The 19,885-nt window shown below is 64.3% G+C and carries 16 protein-coding genes, 1 tRNA gene, 2 rRNA genes and 1 pseudogene; 3 read left to right on the forward strand and 17 right to left on the reverse strand.

From position 1 onward, the window contains the following. Window positions 1-141: 141 nt before the first annotated feature. The 7 genes from BCHO_RS08190 to BCHO_RS09315 form a co-directional block, all read right to left on the reverse strand. Window positions 142-960, reverse strand: coding sequence for a fumarylacetoacetate hydrolase family protein (locus tag BCHO_RS08190; RefSeq protein ID WP_024540224.1), 819 nt, complete (start codon window positions 958-960; stop codon window positions 142-144). 68 nt (window positions 961-1,028) lie between these two features. Further along, window positions 1,029-1,874, reverse strand: a complete 846-nt coding sequence (locus BCHO_RS08195; RefSeq protein ID WP_024540223.1) for a YggS family pyridoxal phosphate-dependent enzyme — start codon at window positions 1,872-1,874, stop codon at window positions 1,029-1,031. Between the two features lie 148 nt (window positions 1,875-2,022). Next, complete coding sequence (locus BCHO_RS08200) at window positions 2,023-3,048, reverse strand: glutamyl-Q tRNA(Asp) synthetase (protein WP_024540222.1); 1,026 nt, start codon at window positions 3,046-3,048, stop codon at window positions 2,023-2,025. Window positions 3,049-3,118: 70 nt separating this feature from the next. Beyond that, on the reverse strand, window positions 3,119-4,003 hold the full coding sequence (locus tag BCHO_RS08205; RefSeq protein ID WP_237743072.1) for a DUF3152 domain-containing protein: 885 nt from the start codon (window positions 4,001-4,003) through the stop codon (window positions 3,119-3,121). A 260-nt stretch (window positions 4,004-4,263) separates the two neighbouring features. Beyond that, window positions 4,264-4,998 carry an MIP/aquaporin family protein gene (locus tag BCHO_RS08210; protein ID WP_024540220.1) on the reverse strand — a complete coding sequence of 245 codons (735 nt, stop codon included), beginning with the start codon at window positions 4,996-4,998 and terminating at the stop codon, window positions 4,264-4,266. Window positions 4,999-5,754: 756 nt separating this feature from the next. After that, window positions 5,755-5,831, reverse strand: a tRNA-Lys gene (locus BCHO_RS08215). Window positions 5,832-6,501: 670 nt separating this feature from the next. Further along, the gene (locus BCHO_RS09315) at window positions 6,502-7,884 is read right to left on the reverse strand and encodes a zinc ribbon domain-containing protein (protein ID WP_152595915.1); all 1,383 of its coding nucleotides are present in this window, start codon (window positions 7,882-7,884) and stop codon (window positions 6,502-6,504) included. Window positions 7,885-8,084: 200 nt separating this feature from the next. Here BCHO_RS09315 and BCHO_RS09780 point away from each other — a divergent pair. Further along, window positions 8,085-8,150, forward strand: a pseudogene (locus BCHO_RS09780) (zinc-ribbon domain-containing protein); the annotation flags it as partial. A 3-nt stretch (window positions 8,151-8,153) separates the two neighbouring features. Then, window positions 8,154-10,838, forward strand: a complete 2,685-nt coding sequence (locus tag BCHO_RS08230) for a DUF4878 domain-containing protein (protein WP_024540217.1) — start codon at window positions 8,154-8,156, stop codon at window positions 10,836-10,838. 145 nt (window positions 10,839-10,983) lie between these two features. On the opposite strand, the gene rplI is transcribed toward BCHO_RS08230, so the two are convergent. From rplI to rpsF, 4 genes are all read right to left on the reverse strand, one after another. Beyond that, window positions 10,984-11,430: a 50S ribosomal protein L9 gene (gene rplI / locus BCHO_RS08235; RefSeq protein ID WP_024540216.1), complete on the reverse strand. Its 447-nt coding sequence runs from the start codon at window positions 11,428-11,430 to the stop codon at window positions 10,984-10,986. A gap of 18 nt (window positions 11,431-11,448) precedes the next feature. Beyond that, window positions 11,449-11,697 (reverse strand): 30S ribosomal protein S18, encoded by a 249-nt coding sequence (rpsR, locus tag BCHO_RS08240; RefSeq protein WP_024540215.1) that lies wholly within the window; start codon window positions 11,695-11,697, stop codon window positions 11,449-11,451. A 73-nt stretch (window positions 11,698-11,770) separates the two neighbouring features. Next, complete coding sequence (locus BCHO_RS08245; protein WP_024540214.1) at window positions 11,771-12,394, reverse strand: single-stranded DNA-binding protein; 624 nt, start codon at window positions 12,392-12,394, stop codon at window positions 11,771-11,773. 41 nt (window positions 12,395-12,435) lie between these two features. Further along, window positions 12,436-12,723 (reverse strand): 30S ribosomal protein S6, encoded by a 288-nt coding sequence (rpsF, locus tag BCHO_RS08250; protein WP_024540213.1) that lies wholly within the window; start codon window positions 12,721-12,723, stop codon window positions 12,436-12,438. A 303-nt stretch (window positions 12,724-13,026) separates the two neighbouring features. Between rpsF and BCHO_RS08255 the strand changes: the two genes are divergently transcribed. After that, complete coding sequence (locus BCHO_RS08255; protein WP_024540212.1) at window positions 13,027-14,040, forward strand: ribose-phosphate diphosphokinase; 1,014 nt, start codon at window positions 13,027-13,029, stop codon at window positions 14,038-14,040. 74 nt (window positions 14,041-14,114) lie between these two features. Here the strand turns inward: BCHO_RS08255 and BCHO_RS08260 are convergent, their stop codons facing one another. The 6 genes from BCHO_RS08260 to BCHO_RS09410 form a co-directional block, all read right to left on the reverse strand. Continuing rightward, the gene (locus BCHO_RS08260; protein WP_024540211.1) at window positions 14,115-15,098 is read right to left on the reverse strand and encodes a ribokinase; all 984 of its coding nucleotides are present in this window, start codon (window positions 15,096-15,098) and stop codon (window positions 14,115-14,117) included. A gap of 107 nt (window positions 15,099-15,205) precedes the next feature. After that, a complete protein-coding gene (locus BCHO_RS08265) occupies window positions 15,206-16,681 on the reverse strand; it encodes an MFS transporter (protein WP_024540210.1) in 1,476 nt (491 codons plus the stop codon). 49 nt (window positions 16,682-16,730) lie between these two features. Further along, on the reverse strand, window positions 16,731-17,687 hold the full coding sequence (locus tag BCHO_RS08270) for a nucleoside hydrolase (RefSeq protein WP_024540209.1): 957 nt from the start codon (window positions 17,685-17,687) through the stop codon (window positions 16,731-16,733). A gap of 192 nt (window positions 17,688-17,879) precedes the next feature. Further along, entirely contained in the window at window positions 17,880-18,911 is a 1,032-nt protein-coding gene (locus BCHO_RS08275; protein WP_237743073.1) for a LacI family DNA-binding transcriptional regulator, read from the reverse strand. A gap of 206 nt (window positions 18,912-19,117) precedes the next feature. Then, window positions 19,118-19,234: ribosomal RNA gene (gene rrf / locus BCHO_RS08280) — 5S ribosomal RNA — on the reverse strand. Window positions 19,235-19,427: 193 nt separating this feature from the next. Further along, window positions 19,428-19,885: ribosomal RNA gene (locus BCHO_RS09410) — 23S ribosomal RNA — on the reverse strand; the annotation flags it as partial.

Here is a 19,885-nt window from a genome sequence, read left to right on the forward strand (position 1 = left end):
CTTCGACGGACCATCCTCTGCAATTCTGACGCAGAATACAAAGAAGGCCGCCCGCTTTCAGCGGACAGCCTTACCTGATGCCCCATCGCAGCGCGACGCGCTAGGCGGCGGAGGAGGAAATGCTCGGCCGACCTCCACCGTTCACGCGCGCACGACGACGTTGCGCAGGTCGCCGATGCCGTCGACGTGCACGACCGCCTCGTCGCCCGGCTTGAGGCTGCCGGACGCGTCCGGCGTGCCGGTGAGAATGACGTCGCCCGGCAGCAGCGTCGCGAAGCTCGAGATGAACGCGATCTGCTCGGGGATCGAGTGGATCAGATTGGCCGTCGTGCCGCTCGCCTTCTCGACGTCCTCGCCGTTGAGCGTGAACGAGATCGCCGCGTCGCGCCAATGGAAGTCGTCACGCGTCACGATCCACGGGCCGAGCGGGCACGACGTGTCGAAGCCCTTCGCGCGCGTCCACATCGGGTCGGCGCCCTGCAGGTCGCGCAGCGTCACGTCGTTGACGCAGGTGAAGCCGAGGACATGGTCCATCGCCTCGTCGACGCCGACGTTCTTCGTGATGCGGCCGATGACGACGGCCACCTCGGGCTCGAAGTTCATGTCGTCGGAGCACGCCGGGAACACGATCGGGTCGTCGGGGCCGATGACCGACGTCGACGGCTTCATGAAGACGACCATCTCCTCGGGCGCATGGCGCACCGTCGACTGGCCCTGCTCGAACATGTAGTTCGCGTGCGCCTCGTAGTTCTTCGCCAGTCCGTACACCTTCGACGGGATGACCGGCGACAGCAGCCGCACGCTGTCCGCGTCGAGCGGGATGCGCTCGCCGGTCGGCCTCACCTGGCCGCCGAAGGGGTAGCCCTCGAGCACGACGAGATAGTCCTTGTCATCCGCCTCGTCGGTCTGCACGAAGGCATACTGGGGCGTGTCATCCTTGGAAAAACGTGCAAGTCTCATACGGCACAGTCTACAACGGCGGCGTCCCGCGCAGGACGCGCGCCGCGGACGCCATCGTCCCTCGTCGTCTACTTGAACGCGCGCTCGCCGAAGATCGCCGTGCCGACGCGCACGATCGTCGCGCCTTCGGCGATCGCGTGCTCCATGTCACCGCTCATGCCCATCGACAGTTCGGCGCAATGTTCGGTGCCCTCGGCGTGCGAGTCGCGCACGCGGTCGCGCAGGTCGCGCAGATGTGCGAAGCCGCGACGCACGACCGCCTCGTCGTCCACATGCGCGCCGACCGTCATCAGCCCCTGCAGTTCGAGCCCGTCGATTTCGGCGATCCGCAGCGCCAGTTCGAAGGCCTCGTCGGGGTCGCAGCCCGACTTCGTCGCCTCGCCCGATTCATTGACCTCGAGCAGTACGCCAACGTCGGCGCCGCGCGCTGCCGCACGCCGCCCGATCTTGTGCGCCAGCTCGAGCGAATCGACCGATTCGATGACGTCGGCGTCCGGCAGCACCTTGTTGATCTTGTTGCTCTGCAGCTGTCCGATCAGATGCAGCGGCAGATGGTCGAGCGCCTCCGGATCGTCGGTCAGGTCGAGGCTTTCGACCGTCTCCACGTCGTTCGCGCCGAGCACGATGCCGCGCTGCCCGCAGGCGTAGCGCAACCCGTCGATCTTGGTGGCGATCTCCTGCGGCCTGTTCTCGCCGATCATATGCACGCCCGCGTCGATCGCGGCCATGATCTCGCCGACGTCACGCGTCTTCGTCGCCGCGAGCAACGTGACCGAGCCCTCCTCGCGTCCGTTCAGCATCTCCGCGCGCGCGATGCGGTCGAGCACACGGTGCACACCGTCGGCGATCCGACCGGCGCGCGCCTCGTCGATCGTCTCGTTCGCGAGGTCCTTGTAATCCATATATGCCGTCATGACGTTCCCATCACTCGTTTCCCGAGGTCGTACGGCACGCTTTCCTCTGTCCGTCCCGCACGACCTTACCTTACCTCAATCCGGCATCGCATATGCCGGATGCCCGCGCATGTCCCACTCATCTTCACGCGTCGATGACATGCGCCGCTCACATCGCCAGCAGCCGCGCGCCGATGTCGTCGGGCACCTTCAGATCGCGGCCGCACACAGCGCGCGCCCGCCGCCAGTCGAAACATGCGAGCGCCTCCGGCGCATCCATCGCGCGCGGACGCTCGACGAGCCCGAGCGCCCACGCGCAGTAGCCGACGACGGCCTGCGGGCGCACGCCCTGCTCGCGCAGATGGCCGAGGTCGAGCGAGCGGACGCGTTTCGCGAGCCGCACGCCGGCGGCGTTGTCGAGCAGCGGCAGATGCGCGTAGTCGGGCGTCTGCGCCGGCGTCCACCGCACGTCTCCGCCAGAACCATCGGAACCGCCGCCGATGCCGCAGTCGAGCAGCCGCTGGCGCAGCCAGATCTGCAGCGCCGTCGACCGCAGCAGGTCGCGGCCGCGCACGATGTCGTCGACGCCCATCAGCAGATCGTCGAGCGTCACGACGAACTGATACGCGTACAGGCCGTCCGAACGGCGCAGCACGACGTCGCCGAGCGCGGAGCCGAGGTCGTAGTCCTGCGCGCCGTAGACGCGGTCGTCGAAGAGGATGCGCCCTTCGCGCGCGCCGGCGTGCGGCGCCGCGAGCCGCCATGCGTGGCGCTCGCCGGCGCGTACGCGCGCGGCCGCCTCGTCGGGGTGTTCGTCGTGCAGCCGCCGGCAGGTGCCCGGGTAGACGATGAATCGGTCGCCCTCCTGCGGCGCCGACGCGGCGCGGATCTCGGCGCGCGAGCAGAAGCACGGGTAGAGCAGCCCGGCGTCGCACAGCGTCGCGAAGACCTCGTCGTAGAGCGCGGTACGCCGCGACTGGTAGACGACGTCGCCCGACCAGTCCAGCCCGAGCCACGCAAGATCGTCGCGGATCCATGCGTCGGCGCCCGGCATGACGCGCGGCACGTCGATGTCCTCGATGCGCAGCCGCATCTCCTCGCCGCGTGCGCGCGCGGACAGCCACGCCGCGAGCATCGCGTACGCGTTGCCCAGATGCATGCGCCCCGACGGCGTCGGCGCGAACCTTCCGCTCATCCGCGGCCCGCCTTTCGATTGTCGTTCGCAGTCCTTCGCATGGTCATGGAGTCATATGGTCGCGGTGACGTCATGCCGGCGACCCGACGAAGTTCGTCCACAGTTCGCTGTCGAGCGGCCACTGGTTGATCGTGCAGCCGTTGAGGAACATCGACTGCTCCTGCATCAGCGGCGCCGCCTTGCCGTCGCCGCCGCACGCCTGTTCGTTATCGATGTGTCCGAGCGCATGGCCGACCTCGTGGTTGATGACCATCGTGCGGTAGCCCGCGAGCGTGCCGCCCTCCTGGAACCAGTGGTCGACGGCGCCGTCCCAGCGTTTCTTGTTGATGATGACGTCGGCGCCGACACGGCAGCTGTATTCGCTCGAGCAGTACGTCGAATACGTCGGCAGCTTCTCCGGCGCGGCGAGCGTCACCGTGATGTCGCAGCCGTCGGCGACCTGCTGGAAGACGACGCCGGCGCGCGGCCATCCGCGCGGATCGTTGAGCACGCGGTCGACGGCGTTCGCGAAGGCCGATTTGTCGCCGACGTCGCCGTTCGTCGCGACACAGTACGTCATCTTCGTCGCCTGCGCGCCGCTGTGCTCAGCCGTCTGCTTCGCCTTGGCGTAGATCTGCTTGCGCTGCTCGGCCGACATCGGCGCGGCGAGCGCGTCGAGTTCGCGCTGTGCGGCCTCCTTGCGACGATCCTCGTCGCTTTTCGGCTGCGGCTGCGATGGCTCCGGCTCCTTGATCTGCCCGTTCGCGAAGGCCATGCGCAGCGCCTTCGTGAAATCGATGCTCGCCGTCGCGGCGCCGCCTTCCTCCAGCGCCGCCGTGACGCGCGCCACCGACGCGCCGGTGCTCGCGGCGACGCCGACGACGAGCAGCACGAGCGCGATGGCCGCGACGATGCGGCGCACGAGGTAGCGTCGGCGCAGACGCCTGTGGTGGCGCCGACGAGAGGTCCTGTTCATGTTCGCACTACCCATGACTCATCCGTTCCCGTATGCCTGCACTGTCGTTGTCGTCGATCTTCCGTAAGTCCGCATCGTCTTGCGTCGTTCATCATATGCGCCGTCGCCCATGTCGCCACGACGGTCGCGGACGTGGCCGCGAATCGTTGCACCCACTATAGCAACGACGGCGAAGCATCGGCGCCGGAACATCACGAAGCGGCCCGTGGGATGACCACGGGCCGCTTCGGAAAACGGATCGGATCCGGGAAACCGGTGGATCAGATCGCGAACAGCACGTTGAACAGCCAGCAGCCGAGCATACCGCCGAGGATCGGCGCGACGACCGGGATCCACGCCTCGTTCCAACGCGACGAGCCCTTGTGCGGGATCGGCAGGATCTGGTGCAGCAGACGCGGCATCAGGTCGCGGGCCGGGTTGAGACCAGGACCGGTCGGGCCGCCGAGCGAGCAGACGAGGCCCCAGACGATGAAGCCGACGACGATCGAGGCGGCTGCGTAGTTCGTCTTGCCCCACTGCAGTTCGAGGCAGCACAGCGCGCCGAGGACGAGGATCATCGTGCCGACGAACTCGTTGATGAAGTAGTTGCGGCGCGTCGCATAGGCGTCGGTCGTGCAGAAGGTGCCGAGGATCGCCTCGGCGCTCTCGGTCTCCTTGTAGTGCGGGTAATAGCAGATGTAGACGATGAGCTGGCCTGCGGCGGCGCCGAGGATCTGCGCGCAGATGTACGGCAGCACCTGGCTCCACGGGAACATGCCGTTGACGGCCTGCGCGAGCGTCATCGCCGGGTTGATGTGCGCGCCGGAGACGCCGCCGAACATCAGCACCGGGAACATGACGCCGAAGCCGTAGCCCATCGCGATGTTGAGCCAGCCTGCGTTGTGTCCTTTCGTGTTCTTCAGCTCGACGTTGGCCACAGCGCCGTTGCCGAAGATCATGAGCACGGCGGTTCCGACGAATTCGGCCGCCAACTTGGTGAACAATGAGTATTCCACGAGGAATTTCCTTATTTCTGTATTCTCTACTCTCGAACGGTCTCGCAGCCTCCCGAGGATGCAACGAGCTAGTTCAGCGTACGCCTAGGAGTGCCCTGCGCCCCATGCCCCGTCCGCACCGTGGCCCACCCTGCGACGCCGATGGAAGTGCCCACGGCGGCGCAAACGTTGGCACGGATTCGCGACGTTCGACGTCTTCCACGCGCCGCCGCATCTGCGACCGTTCGCATCTGCGCATATTCTCGACGCCATGCCACGCCATCACACCGCCGGCTATGCCATCACGCACGACGCTGTGCATGACGCATAAAAAAAACTCGCCGGGTCGTTCGCCCGCGAGCTTCCTCATGGTCGCTGTTCACTGCGGTGCGACCTGCCGCATTTTTCTCACATTATTCGCTGTACTGATGATGCATCTGGTCCATCATGGCGACCGTCGATTCGTCATCGTGCTGCGCCATCAGCCTGTCCAAGGCCGTGAACGTCGATTCCCATTGTTCTCGCATATTCGACTCCTCCTTTCTGTGCTGCCGCCGCGTCAGCGGCCGTGCGGTCCGCACGATCCGCCCGCGGCCTGGTCCTCGATGTTTCCATGTCCAATCGTATGTGCCGCACCCAACTATGTTCCGCTCAGAGCAATGCATCGACCCACTGTCTTCCGCGAGCGCCCCCATGAGCTCCGCCCCGAAAGCCGCCTATCCGCCACGGACGGCGACAACGATGAAGGCCTCGGTCGATATCGACCGAAGCCTTCTGTGGTGCCCCCTCAGGGATTCGAACCCTGGACACGCTGATTAAGAGTCAGCTGCTCTAACCAACTGAGCTAAAGGGGCGTTGGTTCGTGAACCAAGAGATAAATATACTCAGATTCCCCAAGTCCGCAACCCTCGGCGTGTCGCTTCCCAAAACCCCCATTTTCCAACGTTTCCTCCAATCACCCCCAACCCCAGAAAATCCCCGGCCTCACTCCTTCATCCACCCCCTCCCCCCAAAAAATCCCCGCATCTTCACAATTCCTTCACATTTCCTCCCTCCTTCCTCTCATTCGAGCAAAGCCCGGTGTCATTCGAGTAAAACCCAGCAACACCACTCCCAACCACCCAACCATCCCCTTCCCCTCCCCTCACTCATCAATAACGCCCCCACGAACACACCCCAGTACGAATACTCATTCCCTTCCCCTCCCCGTCAATAACGCGCGCGCCCCACGCACGCAGCACGCCCCACGCCCCACGCACCACACAGCACGCAGCACGCAGCACGCAGCACGCACCACACAGCATCGCGCATATACTGCAAAACCGCGCATATACTGCAAAAACCGCGAAAGGCGGCGCGCGGACGACGAATAGTCATTTTGTTTCGTCGTCCGCGCGCCGCCTTTCGCCCAACGCACTGCAGTACTGCCCATATCAGCGCACTCAAGCACTCAAGCACATAAGAGAATCTCAGTGCACTCAAAAACGCACAAAAGCATCGGCCCCGCAAAGCGCCCGCGTTATTTCACTCCAGATCTACTGCGACGCAATCCTCCGCCGCATATCCGTTCGCCGAGCACCAGGCCGTCGCGTCGTCCGCCCGGGAGAAGGTCTCGCCGGAGAGGATCACGTAGTAGTCGGCCGCATGCCCGTGCTTCGTGTAGTTGTAGTAGTCGGCGGCCCAGATGAGGATCGCGTTCGGATGCTTGTAGTGCAGTTTGAGGAACTGCTCGTAGATGTCCGTGTACTTCCACGCCTTGCCGTTGATGTTCATGTTGTATTTCTTGCTCGACAGCTGCGTCGTGTAGTCCGAATAGAACTGCGACGTCTGCGATGCGTCGTCGTTGAGCTGCCGTTTGAGTGCGAGCTGCGCGTAGCGTTCGTTGTCGGATGTGTCGATCGACGCGCCGCCGAGTGCGCCCGATACGTCGCCCGACGCCTTGCCTTCGCCCTTCTGGTTTGTCTGCCAGATGACTTTCGCGTTCGTCGGCGACGAGATTTCGTCGGCCGGCTGCCAGTGCTGCCGCGAGTTGAATGCGATCTGCGTGCTCGCCTCGCCGTCCTCGAAGGTGATCGGCCTCTTCGAGAAGTCATAGACGGCCGCGGCGATGACGTCGCCGTCGTCGTTCTTCACGGTGATTTCGATGTTCGGCTCGGCGTAGCTGCCCGTCTCGCACGATTTCGCCGTCAGCGAGAGCGTCGCGACGAGCGAGTCGCCGTTCGCCGTCAGGTCGTCGACGTCGACGTCCGGCGTCGCCGTGCACTTCGCGTCCTTCTTCTTGTCCTTGTCGTCCTTTTTGTCTTTGGCATCCGCGTCGCTCTTGTCATCGGAGTCGTCCGCGTCGTCCGACGATGTGTCGTCCGCCGTCTGCTGCTGCGACGACGAGTCCTGTGGCTCGGCGGTGTCGTTCGCATGCGCCGACTGCCAGATCCAGAATCCGATCGCCGCGAGCATGATAACGACGAGCACGATGAGCGTGATGATCAATCCGCGGTTCGACTTCGGCTTCTTGCCGCCACCGTCGCCGTTCGGCGGCGTCATCGGCGGCATGGCCGGCGGCGGCACCGCGGCGCCCGTCGGCGCCGTCGCATCCCCGATTGGCACCGCGGGCGGCACGACCGACGACGTGCCGACGATCGGCCCGGCGACCGTCTCCTCGTACATCGACGGATCATACGCCGGCTCCTGCGCGCCGTACACCGGCGCAGGTGCGGGCGGCAGGACCGAAGTCTCCGCCGCGCCCGGCGCACTGGGTGCAGGCGGCACCGCGGCGGCCGGTGGCGGCGTCGTCATGCCGGCGACGCGCGTCGCGTCCGCCATCGGCTGTTCCTGCTGCAGGCGAGCGCCGCAGTTCCAGCAGAATCCTTCCCCATCGTCGACCTGCTGATGGCATTGTGGACATTGCATCGTCGGTCCTTCCCTTCCTCGACGCCGCGTCCGTCCGACCGTCCGGCGTCGTCCATGCATTCCAAGGAATCGCTGCCGATTCCCGTTCCCTCCCAATATATATGGACATCCGTCCCGATTCGGCCTGCGCATGGGCTTCTGGTCTACAATAGGCACTATGGGGGAGCACCCCCGAAGCATGAAAGAGAAGGAGCACCCAGATGCACTGTCCACAATGTGGTGCGGTCGTCCCAGCTGGCTCACAGTTCTGCCCGTCGTGCGGAACGCCGGTGAACCAGCAGACGCAGGCCGCCGTTCCTCCGCAGCCGGCCGCGCCGGCCGCGCCCGCTTATCCCGCCGCACCGGCTCCCGGCTATCAGCCGACGGCGACGCTGCCGCCCGTCCCCGGCATCCCGATGGCCGCCGCACCGGCGCCGCAGCCGGCCACGCCGAAGGCTCCGATGCAGATCACGCCGCAGCAGCTCGCCGCCTTCGGCACCTCCGCCGGCATCGGTATCGGCGCCGCGATCGTCATGGCGCTGTTCGGCATGCTCATTTCGTGGGGCGTGCTGCAGAATCTGATTGACTCGAACGATCTGAGCGAGCCGCTGACCAATCTCAACTTCTTCCATCGTCTGGGCGCCTATCTCGCGCTTGGCGTCTCCGGTGCGCTCGGCCTGAAGGGCGGCGTGAACGGCGACGTGATGGGCTCCGGCTCCTCCTACGTGCCGCTGTCGTGGATCGGCTATGCGCTCATCGTCGGCTGCGCGTTCGGCGCGTTCATGATGGCGCGCAAGGCGGCGATCCGCTTCCGCTGGGCCGGCGTCGTCAGCTCCTTCGCCGTCGGCGTCGTCTCCGGCCTCGTCGTGCTGCTGCTCACCGCGATCATGCGCTACTCCTATACCGAGGACTCGAATTTCATCACCGTGTCCGGAGCGACGTTCCGCACCTTCGCGATGGTGTTCATCCTCGCGACGATCGGCGCGCTCATCGGCTATTTCCTCGCCGACACGACCGCCGATGAGTCGAACGTCTTCACCGCCGCGTGGACGTGGGCGCATCGTGTCCGCGGATTCCGCCGCACCGTCGTCGAATCGGCGGCCTGCTATGTCGTCGTGTCGACCGTCGTCGCGCTCATCGTCATGATCATCGCGTCGTCGAAGATGAGCGGCCTCGAGCCAGGCGCGGGAGCGCTGTGGGCCTTCCTGCCGGTCGTGCTGCCGGCGCTCAGCGCCTGGAGCGTCGTCATCGGCTCCTTCGGCGCCATCGAGATCGGCCCCAGCGGCGCAAGCCCGATATCGATCTCGCTGTTCAGCTCGGATGTGATGGAGACCTTCGACTACACGTGGGCCCTGTGGCTGATGTTCGTCCTCTATCTGCTGTGCGGCTTCTACGTCGCGCTGCGCGCCGCCGCACGCAACGCCTACGACCCGTACTACGCCGCCTGGCGGTTCTGCTGGCAGGCTCCAGTGTTCTGGCTGGCGTTCTGGCTCATCACGCCGTATCTGTTCATGGCGGTGCAGGGCGGTGTCAGCGGTATCGCGGGCTCCACCACCAACATGAGCTACCAGATCGTGCCGGCGCTGTGGTTCTGTCTGATCGCGGCGCTGTGGTCCTTCATCATCGAGGCCGTCGCCCGTCTGCTCGGTCCGACGGTCATCCAGTCGCTGTCCGGCATCTGGCCGATCCTTGCCGGCGGCACCGTGCGTCAGGGGCTGCATTCGACGCGTCATGATCCGAACGTCGCCATCGTCGCCGAATCGGTGACGATGGCGACGCCTGCCGGCGTCTCGAACACGACCGCGGCCTTCGCGATGCCCGCTTCCGGCGTCCCCGGCGCCGCACAAGCGCCCGCGGCGATGCCCGCGCCGGGCGTCGCCCCTGCAATGCCGACGAGCGGCGCACCGACGGGGCCGGCCGTGCCCGGCGCCATGCCGGCGGTGGGCGCTCCGGCGACCACCGCGACGCGCAAGCCGATGTCACCGCAGACGAAGATGTGGCTCATCATCGGCGGCGTCGTCGTCGGTCTGGTCATCGTGCTGTCGATCGTCTTCTCGGTGCTCAATTCGTCGACGTTCAGCGCGTCGGCGACGGCGAAGCAGTACATCGCGGCGATCGAATCGGGCGACTTCGACCGTGCGAACAGCATCGCCAAGCCGCAGGTCAAGAACGACCAGATGAAGCTGCTGACGAGCAACGCCGCGCCGAAGAGCGGACGCATCTCCAACGCGCAGGTCATCAAGGAGAAGGCGAACGGCAATTCGAAGATCGTCACCGTCTCGTACACGCTCGACGGCAAGGAGGTCTCGCATGACCTCAAGATGATCAAGCGTGGCAGCAAGGCGGTGTTCTTCACCGACTGGGGCGTCGCCGAGCCGATGACGACGACGATCGTCGTCACGAAGCCGGAGGCGATCTCGGCGATCGCCGTCAACGGCGTCGAGGTCACCGAGAAGAACGCGAAGAACGCGTCCGACGACGCCTGGGCGTTCACCGTCTATCCGGGCACCTACGGCGTCTCGGCGGGCAAGTCGAAGTATCTGTCGTCGAAGACGACGGAGATCATCGCGAACGGCGACGACTCATCGTCGGACGCGCGCGCGACGCTCTCCGTCGAGGCCACCGACGCATTGACCGACGCGATCCAGCAGAAGGTGGACGAGAAGCTCGACGAATGCGAGAAGTCCACCGATCTCGATCCGAAGGGCTGCCCGTTCAGCGTGTACGCCTACAACGAGAAGAACGTGCGCAACTTCACGTGGTCAATCAGCGACTACCCGGATGTGCAGGTGGACACCGACTACGGCACCTTCTCGACCGACTACGGCGTCGAGGTCAAATACACCTACGAGGAGAAGGATTCGGACGGCTGGGAGCCGGAGGACGGCAGCACGTCGATGAATCAGATGACCGGCACCTTCAGCGTGGACGGCGACAAGCTCACGATCGAGCTCGGCGACGACGGCGACGACTGAGCGTCCACGGACCGCGGATAGCCACAAACGGAAAGTCCCCGCAGCCGATCGCTGCGGGGACTTTCGTATGCTTAAGCTCAGACGGTATCAGGTCTGTGGTGGCCGCATCGGACGAATCGGATCGTCATCGATGCGACCGGCGGGGTCACTCGGCGACGACCTTCACAAAGAAGTTCGCGGTGATCTCCGGGTGCAGGGCGACGGTGGCCGGGAATTCGCCGGTCGTCTTGATCGATTCGACGGTGATCGCCTTCGGATCGACCGCGACCTTGTCGGCGAGCGCCTTGGCGATCTGCTCATTCGAGATGCCGCCGAAGAGCTTGCCGGACTCGGAAACCTTCGCCGGGATCTCGACCGCGATGCCTTCGATGATGCCCTTGGCCTCGACGGCGCCCTCACGGGTGGCGACGGCCTTGGCGAGGCGAGCGCGCTTCATGGCTTCGGCCTGAGCGGCGGCGCCCTTCGACCAGGCGAGGGCGTAGCCCTGCGGAATCAGGTAGTTGCGGGCGTAGCCGAGCTTGACCTCAACGATGTCGCCGGCATGACCCAGATTGTTGACGGACTGCTTGAGAATAACCTTGGTGGTTGCCATCTTCAACTCCTCCTAGAATCAGCGGCCGTTGGTGGCGTACGGCAGCAGGGCCATCTCGCGGGCGTTCTTGATCGCCTTCGAGATCTCGCGCTGCTCCTGAACGGTGACGCCGGTGATGCGACGGGAACGGATCTTGCCGCGATCGGAGATGAACTTGCGCAGCAGCGCAACGTCCTTGTAATCGATCTCGGTAACCTTGGCAGCCTTGAGCGGGTTCGGCTTCTTCTTGAACGGCTTCACCGGCGGCTGCGGCCTCTTGCGTGACATCTATGGTCTCCTTACAAATGAAATGATGTGATGCTGTGGTATTGCGATGTTGGACTCGGATGCGGCCCGGGGCTTAGAAATCGTCCTCGTCGCCGTTGCCACCGAATTCGCTCGTCCCGAAGCTGCCGAAGCTCGAGCTCGAGGACTGCGAGGACTCGCCCCACGGGTCAGTGGCCGGAGCCTGCTGCGGCTGCTGCGGAGCGCCGTAGCTGCTCGCGCCGCCGTTGTAGGCGGCACCGCCCTGATATCCTCCACGATTCGCGTTGCCGGCGGGGGCGTTGTTGTAGCCGCCCTGCTGATTGCCGACGAAGCCGGAGCTTGCGGACTGACGCTGGACCTGTGCAGTCGCGCGACGCAGCGAAGGACCGATGTCCTCGACGCGCAGTTCGACGACGGTGCGCTGCGAGCCGTCCTGCGCCTGATACGAGCGCTGCGTCAGACGGCCCTGGGCGATGACGGACATGCCCTTGGACAGTGTGTTCGCGATGTTCGACGCAAGCGAGGTGCGTGCCGAATCCCACGCCGAGCAGTTCATGAACAGCGTGTCGCCGTCCTCCCACTGGTTGGTGTTCCGGTTGAACGTACGCGTGGACGAAGCGATGGTGAAGTTGACGACCGTCGAGCCACTGCCCACGGTGCGCAGTTCCGGATCGCGGGTCAGATTGCCCGTGATCGTGATGATGGTTTCACCTGCCATGTCTTGCCTGCCTATCCTTAGTGCACAAACCTACAGCGGAATTACTTACGAATGATCTTCGTGCGAACGATCGCTTCGTTCAGGTTCATGACGCGGTCGAGCTCGTCGCTGACCTGCGGTTCGCAGCTATACGTCACGACGACGTAGTTGCCTTCGTTCTTGCCATCGATCTCGTAAGCGAGCTTGCGGCGTCCCCAGATATCGATGTTCTCGACGGAACCGCCTTCCTTGGTGACGATCTCCATGTGCTGATCAGTCAGCTTCTTCAGACCGTTATCATCCAGTTCAGGATCGGCAATGAACATCATTTCGTACTTATGCGCAGACATCACCCACCTCCTTCGGACTTTCGGCCACGGACGTTCCGTGACAGGAGTGTGTATGCGTTTGTGCCGTGTTCCGGGCAGCCAAAGGCACACCCGGTTTAGAGCAACTTTCATAGCATAGCCGCGAAGCAGGACACATCCGGCCGTCGGCGCCGCATGGTTCCCGCGCGTTTCGCCGCGCAAGGCCTCGCACGCCGCCCTTCGCGTCGCGCTGACGGCCGAACGGCGCCCGATGCACATACAGACACATTGTTATATTGGTGTTGCTTGAACCACGGGTACTCCCACGCATTTGAAAGGCGAACCATGTCTGCAGTTCTCGAAGGCACACCCGATAAACGACTCGCACTCGTCACAGGACGCGCCTATCCGGAACAAGCTGAGGAAACCGCGCATTATCTCGGCACCGAGGTCCTGCCAACGACGGCCTATGACTTCGCGAACGGCGAGATGTACGTGCGGTTCACCGAACCCGTCCGCGGCGCCGACGTGTTCATCATGCAGGCGCATACGCAGCCGATCAACAAATGGATCATGGAACAGCTGATCATGATCGATGCCGCCAAGCGCGCGTCGGCGCGGTCGATCACCGTCGTCGCGCCGTTCTTCGGCTATTCTCGTCAGGACAAGAAGCATCTGGGCCGTGAGCCGATCACCGCGAAGCTGATGTTCTCGCTGCTCGAGGCGGCCGGCGCCGACCGCGTCATGACCGTCGACCTGCACGCCGCGCAGGAGCAGGGCTTCTTCAATGGCCCGGTCGACCATCTGACGGCGATGCCGGTGCTGCTCGACTACATGCGCAACCGTCTGCCGCTCGACAACACGACGATCGTCTCCCCCGATGCCGGCCGCATCAAGGTCTCGGAGCAGTGGGCGGCGAAGCTCGGCGGCCTGCCGCTCGCCTTCATCCACAAGACCCGCGACACGACGCGTCCGAACCATGCGGTCGCCCACGGCATCATCGGCGACGTCAAGGGCCGCGACTGCGTCGTCGTCGACGACATGATCGACACGGCCGGCACGATCTGCGAGGCCGTACGCACGCTCCACGAGCATGGCGCGAAGTCGGTCACGCTCGTCGCGACGCACGGCCTGCTGTCCGGACCGGCGGTCGAGCGTCTGCGCGACAGCGGCGCGAAGGAGATCGTGCTGATGGACACAGTGCCGATCCCCGAGGAGAAGCGCCTGCCGAACATGACGGTGCTTTCGACGGCGCCGCTGCTCGCCGCCGGCATCCGTTCGGTCTTCGAATCGCGTTCCGTCTCGAATCTGCTCAACGGGCTACCCGAGGACATGCGCACGCGCAACATCTACGCATAACGCCCTGTTCGTATGCATGAGGGGCGGCCGTCCCCGATCGGGACGGCCGCCCCTCATGCATACGAGCGTTTGCCTCAGCGCTTCAACGCGAACATGTCGCGAATCTGCACGCTCGTGCCGTAGGACGCCTGCGCACCGTAGCCGGTCGCCGCATAGGCGGATACGTACGAGGCGAGCCTGGCGGCCTCCCGCAGCGTCATGCCGGAGGCGAGCGCCGCAAGCACCGTGCCCATGAAGGAGTCGCCGCAACCGGTGGTGTCCACGGCGGCCACACGCACCGGCGGGATGCGGACGATGGATTCCTGCGCGTCCTCGTCGAGCACGACCGAGCCGTCGCCGCCCAGTGTGACAATCGCCTGCCGGAACCCGAAGTCGTGCAGCCTGCCCTGCGCGTAGGCCCAGTCGAAGCCGTCCCAGTCGTCGTCCTCGGGTTCGTCGATGTGCAACAGCTGTGCGAGCTCATGCTCATTGACGAGCAGGATGTCGGCGTTGGCGATGAGCTCGGCGGGCAGCTGCGGCAGGAAGGGCGAATCGTTGACGAGCACCTTGACGCCGGCCTCGTGGCACATCCTGGCGCATACGGTCACCGTCTCCAACGGGCTTTCCAGGCACAGGCCGAGCACCGAGGACGCGGTGAGCAGCTCCCGCTGCGATTCCACGTACTCCACGCTGACGTTGGCGTTGGATCCCGGGGAGTAGACGATCGTGTTCTCGCCCGTCGAGTCCACGGTGATCACGGTGGTGCCACTGGGGCCCAGCACCTTGCGGATGCCGTTGATGTTCACGCCGGCGTCGGCGAGGCTGCCGAGCAGGAAATCGGCGTTGGCGTCGGAGCCGACGGCCCCGAACATGCGGACCGTGGCGCCGAGCTTCGCCGCCGCGGCGGCCTGATTGCCGGACTTGCCGCCGGGCAGGACCTGCAACGGCCCTCCGGTGACCGTCTCGCCCGGCCCGGGAAGACGTTCGGTGGTGACGGTGTAATCCGCGTTCATCGATCCGACAACCGATACCGAACCATGGATGCGGTCAAGCAGATCGAGTGTCTGCGTGGTGTTCATGAGCTCTCCTTTTTCCTGTGCGTTCATTGTGCCGTGCGATCGGTCGTGCGTCGCATGGAGGACGGGGCGTCCTCGCGTCATATCGGCGGGGGACGCCCCAGACCGCGTCACTTGACGGGGTCGAGCACCTCCTGGACCTCCTGCGGCTGGTCGACGGTCTTCTGTTCCTGTGCGCTCTCACCGGCGTAGATCTTCTTATGGAACACGACGAACCAGATGAGGCCGAGGGCGACGACGCCGGCGGCGATGAGCAGCAGGTTCGAGTAGACGGCGGCCGGTCCGGTCGCGCCGATGAGCGATCCGCCGCCGAGCGTCGTCGCCCCCAGCTGCGCGCCGAAGACGGCGATGCCGATCGAGGCGGTCACGTTCATCACGAGATCGTTCATGCCGACGCCGCGTCCGGACTCATCGACCGGCAGCGTGTCCAGCACGGTGGAGACGACAGGCGAGTACATCAGGCCGCAGCCGGCGTAGAACATGCAGGCGAAGACCGTGAGCAGCGCGAAGTTCGTGTTCACGCACAGCGCCGAACCGATGAATCCGCACATCATGAACAGCGATGCGAGCACGATGGCCGGCGTGCGGCCGATCTTGCCGACGATCCAGCCCGAGGTGGTACCGAAGACGGCGGCCACGATGAAGGCCCACACAATGTACTGGGAGACCTGCGTCACGTCCATGTCGTACAGCGCGCCGCCCATGCCGTTGAAGATCGGCGAGACGCAGTAGTTGGTGAAGTAGAACAGCACGATGAGCATGATGCCCGCGAGCCAGCGCGTGTTCTTGAAGAACGCCGGCGTGATGAACGGATCGTCGGCCTTGTTGATGTACACCGCGAAGATCACGAACAGCGCGGCGCACACGCCGAGCATCCACCACTTGTTGTACGAGAAGAACAGCGAGAGGAAGGCCGAGGCGAGGCCGAAGATGACGAATCCGGCCCAGTCCACGTGCTGCGAGCCGCCGCGGCGGTTCGGCAGCAGGTGCAGCAGGAACGGCAGGAACACGATGGTGACGGCCGGGATGAGGAACAGGTACTGCCATGCGATCGAGGTGAGCAGGCCGGCGGCGAAGACGCCGATGGCCGCGGAGATCTGATAGCCGGCCGTGAACAGGCCGAAGAAGATCACCTTGAGTTCCTTCTTCAGGTACTTCGTGGCGATGACCAGATAGACGGAGCCCGAGACCTGCTCGCCCGCGGTCTGCAGCATGCGGGCGATGATCACCGTCCACAGGTTCTTCGTGAAGAAGAAGTTCGCGATGAATCCGAACAGCGATCCCACGAACAGCGTGACCAGACCGAATACGATCAGCTTCTTGAGCGAGACGAAATCGCCGAGCGAACCGTAGATGAAGCAGACGATGCCGAGCACGATGCTCGGCAGGCTCGTGATCAGCGCCGCCTGTTCCGGCGCCCCGACGTCGTTGCCGATGTTGGTGAACACCAGGTTGAAGCCTTGGAGGCACAGCGTACCGAGGATGAAGGTGATGAGCAGCAGGATGAGGGCGCGCACGGCCATCTTGTTCTGCGCTTCGAGATCTGGTGCGTCCTGCTTGACGACATTGTCAGTTGTGGCACTCATGATTGGTCCTTGTTTGATACGGGAATGATGGCGGTTGTAGGCGCGGGGCTCAGACGGCCTGACGCGCGACGTTCGTGATGCGGGTCATGAATTCGTCGAGGAACCTCGGCACATCGACGCCGAGCGCGACGCCCATCGTCTTGTGCGGATCGTTGAGACGTTCCTCGTCGCCGATCGTGCGGCCACGGGTCGGACCCTCGACGTCGACCTTCATGTTGATCGGATGGACGGTGACGAGCGTGGGATCGACGGCGACGCCGACGGCGAGCGGATCGTGCAGCCCGCAGCCGCCGAGGTGCGGCGCCGTGGTCTCGTAGGCCTTGATGTAGAAATCGGTCATGTCGGCGAGGAACGCGCCCGCCGCATTGCCCAGATCGCGCCAGGTCTGCGTCTCCTTGTAGGTGAGCAGCGTCTGCAACGTCACGTCGAGACCGACCATCGTCGCATGCTTCGTGTGGCGGAATACGTAATCCGCGGCGTCCGGATCCTGGGAGATGTTGGCTTCGGTCCACGCGTTCACGTTGCCCGGCACCGTCAGCGAGCCGCCCATGAGCACGATCGAGCCGAGCTGGTCGGCGATCTCCGGCGCCTTCTTGAACGCGGCGGCGATGTTCGTCTGCGGACCCGTCGGCACATAGACGAGGTCGTCGCCGTAGGTCTTCGCCGCGTCGATGATGAAGTCGACGGCCGGCTCGCTTTCGGCCTCGCGGTCCGAATCCGGGATGGCGACGTCGCCGATGCCGTTGTCCCCGTGGATGAACGAGGAGATCGGGAGCACTTCGAACGAATCCTTCGTGCTCGCATGGGGCAGGCCCTTGTACACCGGGACCTCGGGATGTCCGAGCAGGTCGGTTATCGCGAGTGCATTGCGCACGCCCTGCTCCATGAGCACATTGCCGTAGGTGCCGGTGATGCCGATGAGTTCGATTTCCGGGCTGCCCAACGCGTAGGAGATGGCGAGCGCGTCATCGACACCGGTATCCAGATCCAAAATGAGCTTCTTCATCGCTTCGTCCTTCCTTCTTCCTTGAAATACCACGTCGTCGTCGACGAAGTTGGACTGTTGGCTGCCGCTCTTTGGTAAAACGTTTTATCAAAGAACTACGTTCATCATAGACCATCGTGCGAAGTTCCACCAAAAGAGGAATGGGGGTGGCGTGTTCTCTTCCGGTGTCGATGCCGCCGAGGCGCGGAGCGCCTATGCGACGGTCTCGCCGGCGACGAGCTGCGGGGTGAGCAGCGACGTCCGCGTCGCCGTGACGCAGTCCTTCCCGGTGTCGTGCCGCCGGATATGGCGGTACAGGCATTCCCAGCTGCGCACGGCGAGCTTGTGCACATCCTGTTCGATCGTCGTGAGTCTGGACGCCATGCCGAAGCGCCGCAGGATGTTGTCGTATCCGATGATCGACAATGCCTCGGGCACATGCAGGCCGAGCTCGGCGAGCCGCTGCATGACGCCCATCGCCATCAGGTCGTTGCAGCAGAACAGCGCGGTCGCGCCGAAATCAAGCACACGGTCCGCAAGCGCATAGCCGCTGCCGAAACGGTAGTTGCCGTTGAGCACCAGGATGTCATCATCGGTGATGTGATGGCCGTGTAGGACGTCGACGAATCCGCGCATGCGATTGCCCGCGTTGACGTCATCGACCTGCCCGCTGATGCATGCGAAGCGACGATGGCGCGCCTCGAGCAGTCGTTGCGCCGCGAGCCTGCCACCCTGCGTATTGTCGAAGGCGACGCCGTCGCAGATGCGTGCCGTGACGAGACGGTCGATGAGCGTGACGGGGCAATGCGCGTCCGCGATCTGACGCTGCAGCTGCCGCGTATGGCGGTACGACTCCAGTGACGGGATGAGCAGCATCCCGTCGATGTCGCGCGCGAGGTAGTTCGTCATCAGTGCACTTTCGTTCGCGCGCAGATCGTTCGAATTGGACAAAAACAGCGCATAGCCGGCTTCGTGGCACGCCTCCTCGAGATGCCGGGCAAGCGACGCGAAGAACATATTCTCGATGTCCGGAACGATGAGCGCGATCAGATGCGTCTCGTTCGTGACGAGGCCGCGCGCGTTCTCATTGACGACATAGTTGAGCCGTGCGGCGATCTCCCTGATGCGCTGCTGCGTCTCCTTGGCGATGCGCGACGGCTTGTTGTTGAGTACGAGCGAGACCGCCGCCGGCGACACTTCGGCCTCCTTGGCGATCTCCTTGAGCGTCACACGTTTGCGCATCATTCCCCGATTCGATGGCTGCCGTGATCCGTCCACGACAGGACAATGCTGTCGTGTTCCATTGTAGGTCCATGCGATGCATCATGCATTCGCAAAAAGGCGAAGGTTTGTTGGTTGGGGTGTTGTTGGGTTGTCCGCCGGTTGTTGGGTGTGGGTATGGGAAAGCCCCGGACCGGTGTGCCGGTTCGGGGCTTTCATGTGAAGTGTGGGTGCGGCGGCGTGCTACTCTCCCACACCCTGTCGGGTGCAGTACCATCGCCGTGCCAGGTCTTAGCTTCCGGGTTCGGAATGGGGCCGGGCGTCTCCCCTGGGCTGTGACCGCCGCAAGACTTGTTGTTCTGTTATCCATGTTCCCGACCCGTCGGGCCGGTTGGTGGTTGGTTTGGGGACCGGATGGTGGACGCGCTGCGTGTTCGTACCGGGACGATGTGTCGTCGTCTGTTCGCGTGTTCGATGCTTTGCCGTGTGACTCCCGATGGTCGCGTGTCCCGCACGCGTGCGCCGCGCGATGGGTCGCGGTGGGGGTCGTCTTCGACCGTTAGTGCCGGTCGGCTCCACCCCTTGCGGGGCTTCCACGTCCGGTCTATCGACCACATGGTCTCATGTGGGGTCTCACACACCCCCGGAGGGGTGTCAGGAATCCTTATCTTGGAGCGGGCTTCCCGCTTAGATGCTTTCAGCGGTTATCCCTCCCGAACGTAGCCAACCGGCCGTGCCGCTGGCGCGACAACCGGCATACCAGAGGTTCGTCCACCCAGGTCCTCTCGTACTATGGGCAGGCCTCCTCAGGATTCCAACGAGCGCAGAGGATAGAGACCAAACTGTCTCACGACGTTCTGAACCCAGCTCGCGTGCCGCTTTAATCGGCGAACAGCCGAACCCTTGGGACCTGCTCCAGCCCCAGGATGCGACGAGCCGACATCGAGGTGCCAAACCATCCCGTCGATATGGACTCTTGGGAATGATCAGCCTGTTAK

Source organism: Bifidobacterium choerinum (genome assembly GCF_000741135.1).
Lineage (GTDB): Bacteria > Actinomycetota > Actinomycetes > Actinomycetales > Bifidobacteriaceae > Bifidobacterium > Bifidobacterium choerinum.